The 19,205-nt window shown below is 59.7% G+C and carries 13 protein-coding genes, 1 tRNA gene, 1 pseudogene and 3 CRISPR repeat arrays; of the genes and pseudogenes, 5 read left to right on the top strand and 10 right to left on the bottom strand.

Annotated features, from left to right (window positions below):
• Window positions 1–87: 87 nt before the first annotated feature.
• Genes ABGT79_RS11475 through ABGT79_RS11465 form a run of 3 tightly spaced genes read right to left on the bottom strand, consistent with a single transcriptional unit; the run spans window position 88 to window position 3,534 of the window.
• Complete coding sequence (locus ABGT79_RS11475) at window positions 88–1,632, bottom strand: ABC transporter substrate-binding protein (protein WP_346666281.1); 1,545 nt, start codon at window positions 1,630–1,632, stop codon at window positions 88–90.
• A gap of 19 nt (window positions 1,633–1,651) precedes the next feature.
• On the bottom strand, window positions 1,652–2,548 hold the full coding sequence (locus ABGT79_RS11470) for an ABC transporter permease (protein ID WP_346666280.1): 897 nt from the start codon (window positions 2,546–2,548) through the stop codon (window positions 1,652–1,654).
• Window positions 2,545–3,534, bottom strand: coding sequence for an ABC transporter permease (locus ABGT79_RS11465; protein ID WP_346666279.1), 990 nt, complete (start codon window positions 3,532–3,534; stop codon window positions 2,545–2,547). Before ABGT79_RS11465 ends, ABGT79_RS11470 begins: the two co-directional genes overlap by 4 nt.
• A 612-nt stretch (window positions 3,535–4,146) precedes the next feature.
• On the opposite strand from ABGT79_RS11465, the gene cas3 reads away from it, so the two are divergent.
• Window positions 4,147–6,654: a CRISPR-associated helicase Cas3' gene (gene cas3 / locus ABGT79_RS11460; protein ID WP_346666278.1), complete on the top strand. Its 2,508-nt coding sequence runs from the start codon at window positions 4,147–4,149 to the stop codon at window positions 6,652–6,654.
• 266 nt (window positions 6,655–6,920) lie between these two features.
• Window positions 6,921–7,741: a CRISPR direct-repeat array (repeat unit 28 nt; unit sequence GTCTTCCCCACCCGCGTGGGGGTGTTTC).
• Window positions 7,742–7,757: 16 nt separating this feature from the next.
• Here cas3 and ABGT79_RS11455 read toward each other — a convergent pair.
• Window positions 7,758–8,510 (bottom strand): annotated as a pseudogene (locus ABGT79_RS11455) (IS5 family transposase).
• Between the two features lie 94 nt (window positions 8,511–8,604).
• Window positions 8,605–8,998: a CRISPR direct-repeat array (repeat unit 28 nt; unit sequence GTCTTCCCCACCCGCGTGGGGGTGTTTC).
• A 36-nt stretch (window positions 8,999–9,034) separates the two neighbouring features.
• Between ABGT79_RS11455 and cas1e the strand changes: the two are divergent.
• From cas1e to ABGT79_RS11440, 3 genes are all read left to right on the top strand, one after another.
• The gene (cas1e, locus tag ABGT79_RS11450) at window positions 9,035–9,979 is read left to right on the top strand and encodes a type I-E CRISPR-associated endonuclease Cas1e (protein ID WP_346666277.1); all 945 of its coding nucleotides are present in this window, start codon (window positions 9,035–9,037) and stop codon (window positions 9,977–9,979) included.
• Window positions 9,912–10,202 carry a type I-E CRISPR-associated endoribonuclease Cas2e gene (cas2e, locus tag ABGT79_RS11445; RefSeq protein WP_346666276.1) on the top strand — a complete coding sequence of 97 codons (291 nt, stop codon included), beginning with the start codon at window positions 9,912–9,914 and terminating at the stop codon, window positions 10,200–10,202. The genes cas1e and cas2e overlap by 68 nt, the downstream gene beginning before the upstream one ends.
• Window positions 10,203–10,233: 31 nt before the next feature.
• Window positions 10,234–10,750: a CRISPR direct-repeat array (repeat unit 28 nt; unit sequence GTCTTCCCCACACCCGTGGGGGTGTTTC).
• Between the two features lie 264 nt (window positions 10,751–11,014).
• Window positions 11,015–11,398, top strand: coding sequence for a hypothetical protein (locus ABGT79_RS11440; protein ID WP_346666275.1), 384 nt, complete (start codon window positions 11,015–11,017; stop codon window positions 11,396–11,398).
• A gap of 167 nt (window positions 11,399–11,565) precedes the next feature.
• Here ABGT79_RS11440 and ABGT79_RS11435 read toward each other — a convergent pair.
• From ABGT79_RS11435 to ilvB, 6 genes are all read right to left on the bottom strand, one after another.
• Window positions 11,566–11,641: transfer RNA gene (locus ABGT79_RS11435), tRNA-Asn, on the bottom strand.
• Window positions 11,642–11,678: 37 nt separating this feature from the next.
• The gene (locus tag ABGT79_RS11430; protein ID WP_346666274.1) at window positions 11,679–11,900 is read right to left on the bottom strand and encodes a hypothetical protein; all 222 of its coding nucleotides are present in this window, start codon (window positions 11,898–11,900) and stop codon (window positions 11,679–11,681) included.
• A gap of 247 nt (window positions 11,901–12,147) precedes the next feature.
• Entirely contained in the window at window positions 12,148–13,812 is a 1,665-nt protein-coding gene (gene ilvD, locus ABGT79_RS11425) for a dihydroxy-acid dehydratase (protein ID WP_346666273.1), read from the bottom strand.
• 84 nt (window positions 13,813–13,896) lie between these two features.
• Window positions 13,897–14,889, bottom strand: a complete 993-nt coding sequence (ilvC, locus tag ABGT79_RS11420) for a ketol-acid reductoisomerase (RefSeq protein ID WP_294485171.1) — start codon at window positions 14,887–14,889, stop codon at window positions 13,897–13,899.
• 52 nt (window positions 14,890–14,941) lie between these two features.
• On the bottom strand, window positions 14,942–15,451 hold the full coding sequence (ilvN, locus tag ABGT79_RS11415; RefSeq protein ID WP_294485058.1) for an acetolactate synthase small subunit: 510 nt from the start codon (window positions 15,449–15,451) through the stop codon (window positions 14,942–14,944).
• A 14-nt stretch (window positions 15,452–15,465) separates the two neighbouring features.
• A complete protein-coding gene (ilvB, locus tag ABGT79_RS11410; protein WP_346666272.1) occupies window positions 15,466–17,127 on the bottom strand; it encodes a biosynthetic-type acetolactate synthase large subunit in 1,662 nt (553 codons plus the stop codon).
• Window positions 17,128–18,144: 1,017 nt separating this feature from the next.
• Between ilvB and ABGT79_RS11405 the strand changes: the two genes are divergently transcribed.
• Complete coding sequence (locus ABGT79_RS11405; RefSeq protein WP_346666271.1) at window positions 18,145–19,170, top strand: patatin family protein; 1,026 nt, start codon at window positions 18,145–18,147, stop codon at window positions 19,168–19,170.
• The last annotated feature ends 35 nt before the right edge of the window (window positions 19,171–19,205 follow it).

Genomic DNA, 19,205 nt, shown 5'->3' with positions numbered 1-19,205 from the left:
CCGGAGGCTTCCCGCTCAGGCGTTCCCGAGGCGGCGCAAAAGGATGACCCTCCGCGCCGACTCAGGATGTCGCCTGTTTCTGCCAAATCAAACGCCGGGCTGGCGCTCCAGCGTCCAGTCCTCAATATTCCACATGACGCCCGCCGCATGATGCCCGAGCACCCGCGAAACATCCAGGCCACGCAGTCCTTCCACCGTCACGTAGTTGCCGTCCAGATAGGCGACGAACAGATGCCCCGGATGCTTCGCGTACTCCACTTCAAACGCGCCGTAAATGCTCCTGCGCTTGTCCTGGTCCAGCGTCCCGCGGCCCTCGCGAAGCAGACGGTCCACTTCGGCGTTGGAATAGTGCATGGTGTTGTCGCTCGCGCCGGTCACAAAGTCCTTGAACACGGCGTCGGGGTCGAATTCGGCGGCAAAACCGGCAAGAAAGCCGTCATATCCGGCAGTCCAGTCAAAGCGCGTGACCAGCGCAATCTTCATGTCCACGCCTGCCTGCCTGAGCTGATGCGACACCACGTTGGCGATGTCCACGCGCTCCTCTTCGTAGTCCCGAACCTGAATGGTGAAGGAAAACTTCTCGCCGTTGCGCTCGTATATGCCGTCGTCGCCCTTCTTCCATCCGAGTTTCTCCATTTCGGCCGCAAACTTCTTCATATCATAAGGATACATGTCGGCCGCGGGATTGCCGCCGAAACGGTTCTTCTGAATGGGGCTGTACGCAGGCGAACCATGACCGGCAAGCACGCTCTTCACGATGGCGGGCTTGTCGAGCGCGTAGTTCAGCACGGCGATGGAATCGGCGTTGCGCTGCCAGAAGTCGGAACGAAAATCCATGGAGCAGGAACGATAGTTCGCCGTCTGGAAGTCCACGTTGCGGAAGCCTTCCCGGCCGCGGAAACGGTCGGCATAGCGGGCGTTCAGCCACGCCACGTCCGCCTCGCCGGACTGCAGCATGAGCGCCTTGGTGCTCTCCACGGCCACGGTCTTGTAAATGACGCGCCGAATGTTCGGCACCTTGCCGTAATAGTTCTCGTTGCGCTCCAGCACGATGTAGCCGCCTGCGGCGTCCCAGCTCACGAAGCGGTAACGGCCCGTGCCCACGGGCGCATAGTTGGCCGGAGCCGTGTTGATGTCCCGCCCGGCAAACAGATGCTTCGGAAGTATGCCGATGGTGAAGTTGTCCGGCATGGCCGCGTTGGGACGGGAAAGCGTGAACACCACGGTATGCTCGTCGGGAGCCGTGACGGAGGCAATGTCCTCGTAGTTGCTGGTGACGGAGGAAGTCAGCGTCTTGTCTTTGGTGAGTGCCTCGTAGGTGTAGAGCACGTCCTCAACGGTGAACGGCCTGCCGTCGTGCCAGAGCACGCCCGGGCGAAGCCTGAACGTGTACGTCGTGCCCTCCACGGACATGCTCTCAGCAAGATCCGGCACGGGACGACCGTGGGCGTCGTACTTCATGAGCCCGGAAAAAATGATGGTGGGCAGCTCCTGATGATTGTTCAGCAGCGGATTGATGGTGCTCTCGTTTTCGCCCGCATACATGAGCGTGTCGTTGTCGAGTTCGGCCGCGCCTGCGGGAACGACCATCAGGCACGCAAGAAAGCATGCGGCAAGCCATTTCAGGTTCATGTTGCCTCCGTGGGGCAGATCAAAGGTTGCTGGGGCCGCGCTCGCGGATCCGGCGAAAGGCCTGACCCAGAACTGTCAAGCACAGCAGTATGACCATGAGAAAAATTCCGGGAAAAACAATGACCCACCAGGTGTTCAGAAGCAGCGCCTTGTCCGCGAGGGCCAGCATGCTGCCGAGAGACACCACGTCCACCGGAAGCCCCAGACCGATGAAGCTGAGGGTGGCTTCCATGATCATGCCCGTGCTGACGCTCGACACGATCATGAACAGTACGGCGGACATCACGTTGGGAATGAGATGCCTGCGCAGAATCCGGAAAAACGACGCGCCCATGCAGCGCGCGGCCAGCAGATAGTCGCTGCCCCGTATCTGCCGCACTTCGCCCCGCACCATGCGGGCCAGAGCGAACCAGCCGGTGACGCCGATGACGAGGGAAAGTTCAAGGATGTCCGGCGTGCCCATGAGCGAAAGCAGCAGTATCTGCGAAAGCAGACGGGGCACGCTCTGACACAGTTCGACCACGCGCATCATGGCGGCGTCCGCCACGTCGGAAGCCATGCCGGACGCGCATCCGTACCCGAGGCCGAGCACGGCAATGACCGCCGTGCTCAGAAGTCCCACGGCCAGCGATGCGCGGCATCCTCTCCAGATGATGGAATAGATGTCCCGCCCGAGCGAATCCGTGCCGAACCAGAACTCGGCGTCCGGCGCATGATCGACAAAGCCGAGATGAAAAATGTCGGGATCATGCCTCGCGAGCTCGTCGGAAAACAGACAGGCCGTCACGATCAGCGCAAAAAGCAGACCGGCCAGCGCCGTGGCCGCGCGGATCCGACGCCTCCGGCAGGGGCGGACGTCGTCGGAAAACGATTCGGCATGATGCGCTCCGACAAGCTGAAAGGACGACGCTTTCATACGCCTCCGCGTTCCGCGCCCTTCATGCGGGAGTCGATGATTTCGTTGACGGCCTGCGCCAGAATGCTGCTCACAATGACCAGGAACCCGGCGAGCATGACCATGAGCATGAGCATGTTGTAGTCGTGATACTTGGCGCTCGACACGGAAAGCAGACCGATGCCGGGATAGTTGAACACGGTTTCGGCCACATAGGTTCCGCTCAGCACGTGGGGCACGGAAATGGCCATGAGGCTCACAATGCCGGGCAGCACGTTGCGCAGGCAGTGACGCATGAGCACGCGCCGTCTGCCGAGGCCCTTGGAGCGGGCGAGCAGAACATAGTCGCGCCGCACCTCGTCGAGCAGGCGATTGCGTATCATGCAGGCGTAGTACCACACGTGACTGGCCACCATGACCACGAGCGGCAGCACGAGATGCCGCATTCTGTCGGCCACGTCTCCGGCCATGCCGGGGCGGTACGCGCCGCTGCCGGGCAGCCAGTGCAGATTCACGCTGAACACCAGCACCAGCATGGTGCCGAGCCAGAACGCCGGCGTGTAGAAGGCCACTGTGCCCGCCGCGCACAGCGTACGGTCTATCCAGGAATCCTCGTAGCGCACGCAGATGAGCGCCATGCCTATGGCCAGCGCAAACACGAGCGCGTAGGCCGCGCCTCCGAGAATCAGCGTGTTGCCGATGAGCGGCCCGGCCACTTCCAGCGCCGGACGCTTGTACTTGAGCGACATGCCGAAGTCTCCCTGCGCCACGCCGGAAAGCCACTTTTCATACTGCACCCAGAGAGGCGCGTCGAGCCCCAGCCTGTGCCTTGCGGCCTCAAGCTCCCCGGTGCTCATGGACTGCACGGCGTCGCCGTAAAAGGACTGCAACGGATCTCCCGGAGCCATGCGCGACAGGCAGAACACCAGCACGGACAGACAGAACATCATCAGAACAATCATGACGACGTGCTTGCCCAATACGCGGGCCACGGCTCTCGCTTTCATGAACATTCCCCTCCCGGCGGGACAAAACGCGGTGATCGGACAACGCATCCGGCCATACACAACAACGCCGGTCATAAAAACCGGCTCACGCTTCAAAAGTGTTATTTTTTGAAAAATCGTGTTACGAATATAGAGTGGCTCTTCCCTCCTGTCAAGGCGACCGCACTTCGCCGGAACTCGCGCCTGTTCCGCGGCGCTCACGCGACTCACGAATCATCATTTTTTATGCTGTTTCAATGTGTTGTGCGAATTTTTACTGACTCCTGACGCGGCCGGAGTCACGCAGTGCAGCAGGCGCGCGTCTGCTTTCGTCCGTTATTTTTTCGCGCCTGCCGCCGCTGGGAAGCTCCTGCGCCGCCCGATGCACGCGGAAGCTTCGGCGTCCCGCAATCTGCCCCCAACCTTCACGCGCAAAGACGATTGAAACTGCCGACAACGCGTTTTTTCCCCGCCTCGCGCCGCCGACGCGTCCGCCCTGCTCTGTCGCTCCCTCCGGCGGCAAACGCTTCGCTCCCGTCTCCAACGAAAAGCCCGAAAACGCGCATCCGTACGTTGCCGAAGACGCCTTCCAGAAGTACAAGAAGACATGACCTGAAACAAGGAAGGTGCGTCATGGGCCAACACTGCGAGAATGACCATCACGCCGCGGCCGCCCTGTCTCCGAGCGACTGTCTGGCCAAAAGCCGCATGAAGGACGGCGTCTGCCTTCCGGGCCGCACGGTGGAGGAGCACTGCCGCATCACGGGAGCCGTGGCGGCGCGCCTTTGCTCCGCGCTTTCGCCCTGCGCGCTCCGCCTTTTTCCCGAGCACAGCGATTTGACGGCGGCGGTACACGACATCGGCAAAATCTCGCCCTACTTTCAGGCCATGATCCACGAGGCCACGCACGATCTGCAGCGCTATCCGCAGCTTCTGCCCTTTGCCGGGGCGCTCCATCCGCTCGGGCACGCGTCCGTGAGTCAGGCGGCGCTCATGGAAACGTCGCGCGCCGTTGCGGAAATTGCCGGATGGCATCACGGCGCGCCGCCGGAAGCCTGCGCGGCCGACGACGAAATCTGCGGCGGCGAACCGTGGCAGGCCGCGCGCCTAGCGCTTCTCTCCCGCCTGTGCGCAGGCCGCACGCTGCCCGCGAGGCTCTCCAGGGAACAGAAAACCCTGCTCAAGGGCTTCACCGCCGTTGCCGACTGGATAAGTTCCGGCGCGCTGTTCGACGACCCCGGCGAAGACTGGCGTCCGTTCGTCGCGCAGGCCGTGGACGAGGCAGGATTTCGCCCCGTGACCTTTGTGCCGGGGCTGAGCTTTGAAAACATTTTCGGCTTTGCGCCCAACCCCGTGCAGAAGGCCATGATGCAGATCGCCTCCGGGCCGGGCGTGTACGCGCTGGAAGCGCCCATGGGCATGGGGAAAACCGAAGCCGCGCTCTTTGCAGCCTATCGCCTGCTAGCCGAAGGCAAAGCGGGCGGCCTGTACTTCGCGCTGCCCACGCGCCTCACGTCCAACCGAATTTTCGAGCGTCTTCTCCCATTCCTTCGCGCCATTCTTGCCCCGGAAAGTCGGCACGCCGCAACCATGCTCCTGCACGGCGCATCCTGGCTCTACGCCACCCACAACGACAGGGGCAAGCTTGCCTCGTCGTGGTTTGAGCAGAGCAAGCGCGGGCTTCTCGCGCCGTTCGGGGCCGGCACGCTGGATCAGGCGCTCATGTCCGTCATCAACGTGCGTCACTCCGCCGTCCGCAGTTTCGGGCTCGCGGGCAAGGTGGTCATTCTCGACGAGGTTCACTCCTACGACGCCTACACCGGCACGCTGATAGACGCGCTGATCAGACACCTCGAACAGATCGGCTGCACGGTCATTCTGCTCAGCGCCACGCTCACGCGCTCGCGCCTTGCCGACATGCTGGGATGCGCCAAAGAAGGCAACGACGCCTATCCGCTCATCACGGCCAAGTGCGCCGACGACGCTTCCGGTCATGTTCGCGAGCTGACCGTGCCCGAAGAAAACGCGCCGAAACCTCAAGCGGTCCATATCCGTCTCGACGCCTCCGACGAAGACGCCGTGAGCGAAGCGCTTCTTCGCGCGGAACAGGGGCAGCAGGTGTTGTGGATAGAAAACAGCGTGGCCGAAGCGCAGAACGCGTTCCGGCTTTTTGCCGCGCGCGCCGCGGGCATGGGCGTGGAAACGGGCCTGCTTCACTCGCGCTTCACGCCCTCGGACAGGGAGCGGAACGAACGGCGCTGGACGGAGCTTTACGGCAAGCGTTCGGAAGAGCGTTCCCTGTGCGGCCGCATTCTTGTGGGCACGCAGGTGCTAGAACAGTCGCTCGACATCGACGCGGATTTTCTTGTGACGCGGCTTTGCCCTTCGGACATGCTCTTTCAGCGCATGGGGCGTCTTTGGCGGCACGAACAGACTCCGCGCCCGCGCGGCGCAAAACGCGAGGCATGGACGCTTGCGCCGTCGCTGCACGAGGCGCTCTCCTCTCCCGCCTCGGCCTTCGGCGTGTCCGGCGTGATTTACGCGCCCTACGTGCTTGCCCGCACGCTGGAAGTGTGGAGCGGCAGAACGGGCGTTCTGCTCCCTGCCGACATCCGCCCCATGCTGGAAGCCACCTACGCGGACAGGGCCGAAGAGCCCTCGCCCGGCATGACCGGCGTCAAAAAAGACCTGCTGCGCAAAAAGGAAAGTCTGCGCATGCTGGCGCTCTCCAGTCAGAGCCGCGGACAGCAACGCCCGGAAGAAGTCGCAGGCACCCGCGCGTCGGAAGAGGAAACCTGCCCCGTGCTGCTCGTGCGTGCGCTGAACGACAAGGAATGCCTGACGGCGGACGAACAGCGGGTGTGTCTCGACCGCCTTCCGGAACATCGCCGGGACGTTTCCGCCGCGCTTTTCGGCAACATCGTGCGCATCCGGCGGAAAAACAATCCGTTCACGCAGCCCGTCAACGCCGACAAGCAGCTTCGTAGAATCTTTTCCTGGTATCTGCCCGTGAAGGAGAACTACGAACCCCTGTATCTAGGCAAAGTCCGCCCCGACGATTCCGTGGAAGAAGTCGCCTCCGGGACGGTCTGCGGCCGCTACACGTCGCGCGCAGGCTGGGAATCTGCCTTGCCAAGCTGAAAATATTCGTATAAAAAATAAACAGATACATTCCCCGGTCTGCCTGTTTCCGCTCCGCGCCGAAACAGATCCTTCTTCACCGCTCGTGAAGGTGTTTCCATGAGTTAGGCTCAGGACTCATTAATTGCCAAAAGGGTAAAAAGTTCTTATTGTCGGCATAGGGAGGATGCCATGAAGGAACTTTTTTATCTTTCTCATGAACAGATTGCTCGTATCAAACGCTACTTTCCTCGTTCCCACGGCATTCCGAGAGTCGATGACAGGCGGTCTTCCCCACCCGCGTGGGGGTGTTTCTTCCAAGAATCTCACGAAGTTTGGTCTTCATATGTCTTCCCCACCCGCGTGGGGGTGTTTCTATAGTCATATTGTCAGGAATATTCCGGATATTGTCTTCCCCACCCGCGTGGGGGTGTTTCTGCCGGAGGAGAAGGGACAGAAAAATCTTTATTGTCTTCCCCACCCGCGTGGGGGTGTTTCCTATTATGATGTCCCTTCCTATTTTGGTAAGCTGTCTTCCCCACCCGCGTGGGGGTGTTTCTATGGCGGTGTTGGCGATCTCTATGGTCATGGTGTCTTCCCCACCCGCGTGGGGGTGTTTCTATTCATTAGTTATTGGCATAGATTGCGCGGATGTCTTCCCCACCCGCGTGGGGGTGTTTCCTTTTTTTGCATCCTCTATAGAGTGATATTTTTGTCTTCCCCACCCGCGTGGGGGTGTTTCCGCCGGTTCTGAAAGCGAAACAGTTGTATGGAAGTCTTCCCCACCCGCGTGGGGGTGTTTCCTAAAAGCTCTCTTGACTGCATCCCTTAACGTCGTCTTCCCCACCCGCGTGGGGGTGTTTCCGTGCCGCAGCCGTGAGCAAGATCACCGTGACCGTCTTCCCCACCCGCGTGGGGGTGTTTCCTACCGAAGAACGCCTTTACCTGGATGAAGATAGTCTTCCCCACCCGCGTGGGGGTGTTTCTAATGTCGTTGCTCGTCGTCTTATTTCTAAGAAGTCTTCCCCACCCGCGTGGGGGTGTTTCTTGCTGCATTTTATGGAAGAGCGGTGCTGTCGCGTCTTCCCCACCCGCGTGGGGGTGTTTCCTAGGCTCAGGACTCATTAAAGGTAAAAAATAACGATAGCCGCAAGGTGAATTGCTGAAAGGAATGTATGAGCACAGCGATCATAGCGCATGGCTATGTGACGCCAGTCATTCACCGGGAAAACATGTGTTCTATCTTGTGATGCTGGAGATATTGTTTCTTGTTGTAATACTCATGACTCTTGTATTTTTCCGAGAAGGAATGCAGGGAGTGCAACCTCGATTTTTCAAAAAACTGCGAATCCATCCGGCATCATAGCCCCTGTCAGCAAGAAGTATTCGGGTTGAAGGCAGAGTTGGCAAGAGACATGCCGCACCGCCATAATCACTGATGCTTCCGGCTGTCAGCAATGTCCGAATCGGACGTCCGTCGAAGTCGCAGACAACATGTAATTTGGTGTTCAATCCTCCTTTTGTGCGTCCGATACAGCGAGAGGAAGCCCTTTTTTTCTCAAACTTGCGGCAGTTCTGTGAGCTTTCAGACAGGTAGCATCAATCATGAGAAGGGATGTGTCCTGGGTACTTTCGGAAAGAGCCGTAAAAATCTTTTCGAAGACGCCCATGTTACTCCATCTGACAAAACGGTTATAAAGAGTTTTATAGGGGCCGTATTCTTTTGGAGCATCCTTCCATCGGAGACCGAACTTGAGAACATGGATAATTCCACTGATAATTTTTTGATCGTCCCTTCTGGGAATGCCTCTTGAACGAGGAAAAAAAGGGCGAATGACATCCATCTGAGCGGAAGAAAGGTAAAAAAGAGTGGACATAGAAACCTCCATATCCATACTTATCCTTTTTTGACGTCATTGGAAATAATGAGTCCTGAGCCTAAGCTCAGGATTTGAGGCGGCAGCGGTACCAGTCTTCCCCACCCGCGTGGGGGTGTTTCCCAGAGTAAAACCGTTTCTTGGACTAAGCCTGCGTCTTCCCCACCCGCGTGGGGGTGTTTCCTATGAAGCGCAAAAGGAGTTCGCCCAAAATGGGTCTTCCCCACCCGCGTGGGGGTGTTTCCGATGTTCGTGAGGCGTTCGCTATTCAGCGTTTGTCTTCCCCACCCGCGTGGGGGTGTTTCTGTACAGTCCAAGGTGCTTGCCCAGGAGTTCAAGTCTTCCCCACCCGCGTGGGGGTGTTTCTGATCTGGACGCACTTCGTGGCCCGGCGGGAAAGTCTTCCCCACCCGCGTGGGGGTGTTTCCAACATGGGCATTTACGATCCCACCCAATTCAAGTCTTCCCTACCTCCGTGGGGGGCTCAGTCCCAACCTGTTCTCTTCCGCATAAGCGAGGTCTCCATGTCGCCATCGTCTCCTTCGGAAAACAAACCGTATCAACGTCTGTTCATTCCCATAACGCGGGAAACCCTGCCCCGAGTGTCCGACAAGTATCCCTTCCTTTATCTGGAACGCGGAAGACTCGAAATCGACGACAGCAGCCTGAAATGGATCGACGCCGGGGGAAATCGCGTCCGCCTGCCCGTGGCCACAATCGCCGCCATACTTCTCGGTCCGGGAACCAGCGTCACGCATGAAGCCGTCAAAACCGCGGCCGCCGCCAACTGTTCTCTGTGCTGGGTGGGCGAAGACTCGCTGCTCTTCTACGCCGCAGGCCATGCCCCCACCGCAAACACCCGCAACCTTCTCCGACAGGCACGCCTCGCCGCGCATCCTGAACATTCCCTGTCCGTGGCGCGCGCCCTCTTCGCCAAGCGTTTTCCCGACGCCGATCTGGAAAAGAAATCCCTTCAGGAAATGATGGGCATGGAAGGTCTGCGCGTCCGCAGCCTCTACGAAGAAAAAGCCCGACAGTACAACGTCGGCTGGAAAGGACGTTCGTTCACGCCGGGAAAATTTGAACTGAGCGACCTGACCAATCAGATTCTCACGTCCGCCAACGCCGCGCTCTACGGCATTCTCTGTTCCTGCGTACACAGCCTGGGCTACTCGCCGCATCTGGGCTTCATTCACTCCGGCAGTCCGCTCCCCTTCATCTATGATCTGGCCGACCTCTACAAAGCAGAACTGTGCATTGATCTCGCCTTTTCCCTGACGCTCTCCCTGGCAGGCTCCTACAATAAATACGCCGTCGCCGAAGCATTCCGCAAACGCGTGCTGGACATGAAACTCCTTGAACGCGTGCCGGAAGACATTGAAAGTCTGATAGGAGAAAAACATGCTCGTCGTTATCGCCAACGATCTGCCCCCGGCCGTGCGCGGTCGAATGAAGCTCTGGTTCATTGAACCGAGAGCCAACGTCTTTGTTTCGGGCATCAAGGATTCCGTGGCGCAAAGCGTTATCGACTATCTGTTCAAAAGCTGTCCGGCGGAAAGCGGACTGCTGATTTTTCAGCGCATCTCCACGCCTCCCGGATACCGCATGTTCGGCAAGGGCGACACCAGACGACGCCTGATGGAAATTTCCGGTCTTCAGCTTGTGCTGGAAAAGGACGATCCTATCATTTGACCCGCACCAAAAAGGTCAATAATATGTCAGTGTCTTCCCCACACCCGTGGGGGTGTTTCCACCATGGGGCGGTAAATCCGCCCCTTTTCGGAGTCTTCCCCACACCCGTGGGGGTGTTTCCATCGGATTTCAGCATCTCAAGGAGGAGACGCGGTCTTCCCCACACCCGTGGGGGTGTTTCTGATGACGTGGTTCTCGTATCCGCACGCGAGCGGTCTTCCCCACACCCGTGGGGGTGTTTCCGAGAGAGAGAAGACTGCTCTATGCGATACCGAGTCTTCCCCACACCCGTGGGGGTGTTTCTCATGACAAAGCTGAGGCAGGCGTTGCATATCTGTCTTCCCCACACCCGTGGGGGTGTTTCCATGGCCTGCTGGTCGTAGTCGGAGCCGGAGCGGTCTTCCCCACACCCGTGGGGGTGTTTCCGTGGGGCTTGGCCAAGCCGTAGAGAAGGCTGCGTCTTCCCCACGCATGTGGGGGTGTTTCCGACATTACGCGAGTGCTGCCTTTAGAGGCAACGTCTTCCCCACCTGCGTGGGGGTATTTCCTCGGCCTGACCAGTCGAACGCGCGCCCGTCTCCTCCGCCCTTCCCGGCCCGAACAATGACACGGCGAGGGGCTCCGGACCAACCGGACGACGCGGCAGTCACCATAACGAAGTCGCACGTCTTCGGTCATACCCTTTTCCGCAAGTCATCTTTCGTCCACACTGTTGTGGACCGAAGTCCCCGCTGCGCTTCTCTCTCTTCTTCCGCAATGGTATATTCCCCCTCGGGCGTCCGGGAGGCCGAATATTCATCGGGAGAACAGCCATGAAACCGCATCATCTGGAAAAGGAAAAATTTTTCCACTACAAGGGAACAACGGCCTGCTACGCGCTCATCGTCACCGCAGACTGGCAGGTCGTTCTCGCCGACAAGATGCCCCCGCTGAACATGTGGGGCGAACCGGAACCCGAAACGTTCCCGCACGCCGTCGATCCCGTCATTGCCTGCATGGCCTATCGCTGGGCCGCACGGGTATTTCTCGACTGGCTTCATACACGGCATCCGCCGCAGTTCTGGTTCTGCACCGACGAAGTGAAGAATCGCCGTTCCCTGTATATGCGCTACGCCCTCAAGCTCGAAGAACACGGCTACCGCTGCTACGCCTCAAGCGACGATATGTTCCGCTTCGTGCGCACGGCGGATGACTGAACGCTCCGCACGGCATCGCGGGGCTCTCCCGCCCAGAACATCCGCCACGCCGAAACGGGCACGGCCCAAAAGCCGCCCGGAAGCACGACGGCCTGCCCTGCCGAAAGCCCCGCGGGAATTAAACGCAGAAAGGGCTTACGACATGCATCGTAAGCCCTTCCGAAATTTGGCTCCCCGAGACGGACTTGAACCGCCAACCTAGTGATTAACAGTCACCCGCTCTGCCTATTGAGCTATCGGGGAACGGAGCAGCATTTGCTGCGAAAAATTACTTAGCGGATTACACCTGCACCGTCAAGCGTTTTCTTTCATCTTTCGTAAAAAAATTCGGAACTTCAGGAAACTTTCGGAAAACGCCGCCGTGGCGTCCGGTTTTTCGCCGCACAAAGCCCGCGTCAAATATCGTTTCTGGAGGAATGCCGCCAGTCGTCATGTCGCCCTGTCGCTCTTCCGATTGAGGGATACGCTTCGCGCGGAAGCGAAATCGAAAAAACAACATCATGCTCCGGCGTATGATATCGCATGGAATGAGGGATGCGCACGGACCGTCCGCACGCAAAACCAAGCGTTCACGCCGGGCCGCGTTCACAGATTTCCGTCTGAGGGAGTTCCGGCGGACCGCCCGCCTGGAAAAACAGAATCCTGTCTGCGGCATCGCTTCGCCGACTGAGGGACCGCTCCGGGCTCCCGGAGCGGAATCATTGAAGCGGATCGGGGCATGTCTTCTGCCGACATCCCTCCCGTAGTCGCTATTTCAACACGGCGCCGGTGTTGGCGCTGCTTACCAGACGAGCGTAACGGGCAAGCCAGCCGCTCTTGATGTTGGGTTCGCGGGGCACAAACGCCGCCTTTCTGCGGGCGAGCTCTTCTTCGCTCACGTTCACATTGATGCTGGCGTTGGGAATGTCGATGCTGATGATGTCGCCTTCCCGAATCAGGCCGATGGGACCGCCGTCCGCGGCTTCAGGAGAGACGTGGCCGATGGAAGCGCCGCGGCTCGCGCCGCTGAAGCGTCCGTCGGTGATGAGGGCCACGGTGGTGTCCAACTTCATGCCGGCAAGGGCGCTGGTGGGATTGAGCATTTCGCGCATGCCCGGGCCGCCCTTGGGGCCTTCGTAGCGGATGACCACTACGTCGCCTTCGTGAATTTTGCCGTTGTAGATGGCGTCGATGGCTTCGTCTTCACTGTCGAACACGCGGGCGGGGCCGCTGTGCGTGAGCATTTCAGGAGCCACGGCGCTGCGCTTCACCACGCAGCCGTCGGGAGCGATGTTGCCCCAGAGAATCTGGAGGCCGCCCGTGGGGCTATAAGGATTGGAAAGAGGACGAACCGCGCCGGTATCCTTGATGACCGCGCCCTTGATGTTCTCCGCAACGGTCTTGCCCGTGGCAGTGATGAGGCTGGTGTCGAGGAAGCCGCCCTTGGCGAGTTCGGCCTGCACGGCGGCAATGCCGCCCGCGGCGTACAGATCCTGCATGTGGGTAGGGCCGGCGGGCGCAAGGTGGCAGAGGTTCGGCACCTGCGCGCTCACTTCGTTGAACAGGGAAAGATCAAAGGCCACGCCGGCCTCGTGGGCAATGGCCAGCAGGTGCAGCACGGTGTTGGTGCTGCAGCCGAGCGCCATGTCGCAGGCCAGGGCGTTGCGCAGAGACTTTTCGTTCACGATGTCGCGGGGCTTGATGTCGCGCTTCAAAAATTCCATCACGGCCATGCCGGCATGCTTGGCAAGCTGCATGCGGCGGGCGTGAACCGCAGGAATGGTGCCGTTGCCGGGCAGCGCAATGCCCACGGCTTCGCACAGGCAGTTCATGGAGTTGGCGGTGTACATGCCCGCGCAGCTGCCGCAGCCGGGGCACACGCCGGTTTCGCACTCTTCAAGCATGGCGTCGTCGATAAGGCCGATCTTGCGGGCGCCCACGGCTTCAAACATTTTGGAGAGACTCACTTCCTCGCCGTTGTACACGCCGGCCATCATGGGGCCGCCGCTGCACACCACGGAAGGAATGTTCAGACGCAGCGCGCCCATGAGCATGCCGGGCACGATCTTGTCGCAGTTGGGCACCAGCACCAGGGCGTCCAGCTGATGCGCCATGGCCATGGTCTCCACGCTGTCGGCAATGAGTTCACGGCTCGCCAGCGAATACTTCATGCCGATGTGTCCCATGGCAATGCCGTCGCACACGCCGATGGCCGGAATGAGAATGGGAGTGCCGCCGGCCATGCGCACGCCGGCCTTGACGGCCTCGGCGATCTTGTCCAGATGGGCGTGTCCGGGAACGATCTCGCTGTAGGCGCTGACGACGCCCACGAGCGGACGATCAAGTTCTTCCTTGGTGTAGCCCATGGCATAGAAAAGACTGCGGTTGGGCGCGCGTTCCACGCCCTGCGTGACATTCGCACTGCGAAGCTTCATGAGATGCTCTCTCCTGTTCCCCTGAAAAAAAGACAGAAAATCGCCGGACAGAGGGGGCTGCCCGGCGATGTTTTCAAACCAGTGTTACTTCTTGAGCCAGCTCATCATCTGACGCAGTTCGGCGCCGACCTTTTCCAGCTGATGCTCGGCTTCCAGACGACGGGTGGCAAGGAACTTGCCCTTGCGGCCGGCGGAGAATTCCTGCATGAACTCGGAAGCGAAGGTGCCGTCCTGGATTTCTCTCAGGATCTGCTTCATTTCCTTGCGGGTTTCGGCGGTGATGATGCGCTTGCCGGTGCGGTAGTCGCCGTATTCGGCGGTGTTGGAGATGGAGTAGCGCATGAAGCCGAAGCCGCCGTTGTTGATGAGGTCAACGATGAGCTTCATTTCGTGGATGGTTTCAAAGTACGCCATTTCAGGAGCGTATCCGGCTTCCACGAGGGTTTCAAAACCGGCCTTCATGAGTTCGGTCACGCCGCCGCAGAGCACGGCCTGTTCGCCGAAGAGGTCGGTTTCGGTTTCTTCACGATAGGTGGTTTCCAGGATACCGGCGCGGCCGGCGCCGATGCCGGAAGCATAGGCCAGGGCGTAGTCCTTGGCATGACCGCTGTAGTCCTGAGCAACGGCGATGAGGCTGGGAACGCCCTTGCCTTCCAGGTACTGGCTGCGCACGGTGTGGCCGGGGCCCTTGGGAGCGATCATGATGACGTCGATGTTGGAAGCGGGCTTCACGAAGCCGAAGTGGATGTTGAAGCCGTGGGCGAAGCACAGCACGTTGCCTTCCTTCATGTGGGGGGCGACCTGCTTGTTGTAGATGTCGGCGGCGACTTCGTCGGGCACGAGCATCATGACGATGTCGCCGGCTTCGGCGGCGGGTTCCACTTCCATGACCTTCAGACCGGCGGCTTCAGCCTTGGCCCAGCTGGAGCTGCCCTTGCGCAGACCGACGACAACGTTCACGCCGCTTTCATGCAGGTTCTGAGCATGAGCGTGACCCTGGCTGCCATAGCCGATGATGGCGACAGTCTTGCCGTCGAGCATGCCGAGATTGCAGTCTGCGTCATAGTACTTCTTAATCATGATAACTTCTCCATTTCAATGACTATAATTCATTCTCAGCAGCAAAAGGTCAATCCTTGCTGCTTTTCCACCAATCACTCTGCGATCCTCTGGGCATGCCGATGATGCCGGAACGGCACATTTCGAGGATCTGATAGGGCGACATCACCTCAAGGAAGCCTTCTATCTTGGAAGGCTTTCCGGTGAGTTGTATTACCATGCTACTAGAGGTAAGGTCAATAATGCGCGCCCGATAAACCTCAACGATATCCTTGATGGGCGAAATTGTGGCGGCGTCGAAGGCGATGCGCAGCATGATGGTCTCGCTCAGCAGGCTTTCGTTGGGCGGAAGCAGGGTGATGGACTTCACTTCCTCCATCTTGAGGGTCTGCTTCACGATCTGATCGAGAACGTGGGTGTCGCCTTCCGTCACGATGGTGATGATGGAAATGGCGGGATCGCTGGTCTGCGCGGCCGTAACGCTGGTCATGTTGAAGCGGCGGCGGGCAAAAAGGGAGGACACGCGTGCCATGACGTTGGCGTTGTTATCCACCACGATGGAAATCACATGTTTCGTCATATTGTCCCCCTTCTCTATTCCATGATGATGGAGTCGCAGGTGCAGCCGCCGGGAATCATGGGAAGCACCTTCTCATCCTTGTCGATGCAGCAGTGAATCCACACGGGGCCGTCGCTCGTGAGCGCTTCCGCCATGGCCTTTTCCAGATCGGCCATGGTTTCGCAGTGGAAGCCCTTGCCGCCGAAGCCTTCAATGACCTTCACGTAGTCGGTGCGGCGGTTAAGGTCGGTGCAGGAGTAGCGCTTGCCGTAGAAGCTCGTCTGCCACTGACGCACCATGCCGAGCACGTGGTTGTCGAGAATCACGGTGATGACGGGCAGATGGAAGCTCACCGCGGTGCAGGCCTCGTTCATGTTCATGTGGAAGGAGCCGTCGCCGGTGAAGTGGATCACGGGCTTTTCGGGGCAGGCGATCTTGGCGCCGATGGCCGCGCCGTAGCCGAAGCCCATGGTGCCGAGGCCGCCGCTCGTGAGGAAGTGGCGGGGCTTGACGTGATGCAGATACTGGGCCGCCCACATCTGATGCTGGCCCACGTCGGTCACGTAGATGGCGTCGAGTCCGGCCATTTCGTTGACCTTGCGGATGACCTGATGCGGCTTGAGCACGGTGTCGCTGTCTTCGGGGTGGTAGTCTTCCTGACGCCATTCGGCGATCTGGGTGAGCCATTCGTCGCGGCAGGTCTGATGCACCTTGGGCAGCAGCGCGCAGATGACGTCCTTCACGTCGCCGACGAGGCTGACGTCCACGTTGACGTTCTTGTTCACTTCACTGGGATCGATGTCGATCTGAATGAGCTTGGCGCGGCGGCCGAACGCGTCGGGGGCGAGAGCCACGCGGTCGCTGAAGCGGGTGCCCACGGCCACCATGACGTCGGCGTAGTCGAGGGCGAAGTTGCTGGTGCGGCAGCCGTGCATGCCCACCATGCCGAGATTGAGCGGATCGTCGCTGTCGACGACGCCCGCTCCCATGAGGGTGTAGGCGCCGGGCATGCAGGTCTTCTTCATGAGGGCGGCAAGTTCCGCGCTCGCGCCGGAGGAGATGACGCCGCCGCCGTAATAGATGGCCGGACGCTGGGCGTTGTTGATGATTTCCGCCGCCTTGTCGATGGCGTCCATGTCAATCTTCGTGGTGTAGCTGTCGCGCACGGGAGCCGCGGGCACGAATTCGGCCACGGCCGAGGTCATGTCCTTGGGAATGTCCACCAGCACCGGGCCCTTGCGGCCGGTCTGGGCGATGCGGAAGGCCTCGCGCAGGATGTCGGCCAGATCCTCCACCCTGTCCACGACAAAATTATGCTTGGTGATGGGCATGGTGATGCCCGCAATGTACACTTCCTGGAAGCTGTCCTGTCCGATGAGGGGCGTGGGCACGTTGCCCGTGATGGCAACCATGGGCACGCTGTCCATGTAGGCGGTGGCAATGCCGGTAACAAGGTTGGTCGCGCCGGGGCCGCTCGTTACCAGGACAACGCCGGTGCGGCCGGTAGCACGGGCGTAGCCATCGGCCGCATGCGCGGCGCCCTGTTCATGGGCAGTAATAATATGGTGGATACGATCCTGGTATTTATACAGTGCGTCGTACAGATTCAACACAGCGCCGCCGGGGTAGCCGAACAGCGTATCCACGCCCTGCTCCACCAGCACTTCACAAAAAATTTCCGAACCGGTCAGTTTCATATACTTCATCCTTATGGGCTGAAACCATGCTGATCCGCACGAAGCGGACCTCCCCCAGTCGCACGATCCGCCTTTTGGGGCGGCCTTTCTGTCTGCGCCCCGCTGCGGGCCCTTGCGGTCCGTCTCTCGGGGGTACAGGCATAAATCGTAGAATAATACTGGACTGCTTCTTCTTGTCTTGTCAAGTGAGGAACGCCAAAATAACCCGTCGAAAAAGCAAACTATTTTTTTCACATTTTCGAAAACCGACCGTAACAACTCAAAAAGCGCCCCATCGGACTCCCCGACACAGTCCCTTCTCTCCCTCTGATACATATTAGGACCACATATTTCTGCATCGTAACATAACCGTACTGTTGCCGATACCGCACGAAAAAAGAAAAAATACGGGACAGCGCACGGTTATGTTTTCAGGCGAGCGAGTCTGTCCGGCTCACGGTCTGCGAGATCTCGCCGCCTCCGGGCCTCGCGTGAAACATGCCGTGCAAAGGACACGTCCCGCGCCCAAAAAGAAAATTCCGGCGTCTCGCAGAAGCGCCCTGTACAACAATTGTACGGCTCTCGTTAAAAATAAGCCTGGCCCTGCACAACAGTTGCACGGCCCTTCCTCGGAAAAAATTCGGGTTCGGGCAACACTGCCTTCCGCGCCGCACGCCGCAAAGCCCTGTTCCCGGAGGGGCCTGTCTCCCGCAGCGCCCACATGCAGCGACCGCCCGCCGCGTTCGCCGTCCCCCCGCAGAACCACCAGAGGACACGAGGCTTACGTCCGCCTCTGCCCCTCAATATTCTCACTTCTCTCCGCAATGCTCTGCGGCGCTCCGTCGCTCTTCCCCGAAAACACGCCGCGCTTTCTGAAACATGTCTTTTTTTCCACGAAGCTCGACAAGCATCGAATATTGGAGCACACTCAAAAACAACTACGTTTCCTGAATAATTTCTTTTCTTTTTCTGCTCCGCAGTCGCCGGACGCTTCATGTCGGCAAAAAACAGGGCGGCGTTTCCGCCAGGGAGCTTTTCATGCGTCAGAACATCTATTCCGGTCTCGACCGGCTGCCCCGGGGACTGGCGTCCGACCGCGTCACGCCGGGCTGTCTCGTGCTTGAGGGCGGCGCGCTGCGCGGAACCTACAGCGTTGGCGTGATGGACGCCCTCATGGAAGCCGACGTGAACCTTGCCTGCACCATCGGCGTTTCCGCCGGAGCGCTCAACGGCATCAGCTACGTTTCCGGTCAGATAGGACGTTCCGCGCGAAGTCCGCTGCGCTACCGGCACGATTCCCGCTATTTCGGACTCGGCGCCTTTCTCCGCAACCGCACGCCCTTCGGCTTCGACTTCATGTTCGGCGAACTTTCCCGCACGCTGGACCCGCTGGACATGACGCGCTTCTTCCGGCCGGAACGCCGTTTCGTGGCCGTGGCCACCAACTGCCTCACCGGCAAACCGGAATATTTTGAAAAGGGCCGATGCCCCGACATCATGCTGGCGACGCGCGCCTCCTCCACCATGCCGTACATCTCGCAGATGGTGCGCATGAACGGCACGCCCTATCTCGACGGCGGCTGCTCGTGCAAGATTCCCTTCCGCTGGGCGCTGGACAACGGCTTTCGCGCCGTGGTCATCGTGAAAACCAATCCCGACGACTATCGCCGCGACCCCGAGGCCGGACGCAACCTCGCCCGGCTGTTCTACGGGCCGAAGTGGCAGGCACTCTCCGACGCCCTGGCCCGGAGCAACGCCGACTACAACGAGCTGTGCGACGAGATAGAAAAACTTCGGCAGGAAGGCCGCGTGTTCGTGATAAGCCCGTCGCGCTCCATGCACATAGGCCGCATGGAAAAGGATCTGGAAAAGCTCGGCGAATGGTACTGGCTGGGCTATCGCGACGCGCAGGCGCTCATGCCCGACCTCAGGGCCTATCTGGCCCGAAAGAACGGCGAAACGGACGGCGCAGACAAAGAACGGATTGCAGAAAGCGCCGCGCCTTCCGAAGCTCAGCCCGCAGCAGACGCCGCATCTGCCGAAGCTCCCGCGCAAGACCGGTGAAGACAAAAACGCAGAAAGCTCCCGACGAATCGGGA

This window comes from uncultured Mailhella sp. (assembly GCF_963931295.1).
Classification (GTDB): domain Bacteria; phylum Desulfobacterota; class Desulfovibrionia; order Desulfovibrionales; family Desulfovibrionaceae; genus Mailhella.
The sequence above is the reverse complement of the archived record's forward strand: the minus strand, read 5'-3'. Positions and strand labels throughout refer to the sequence as shown.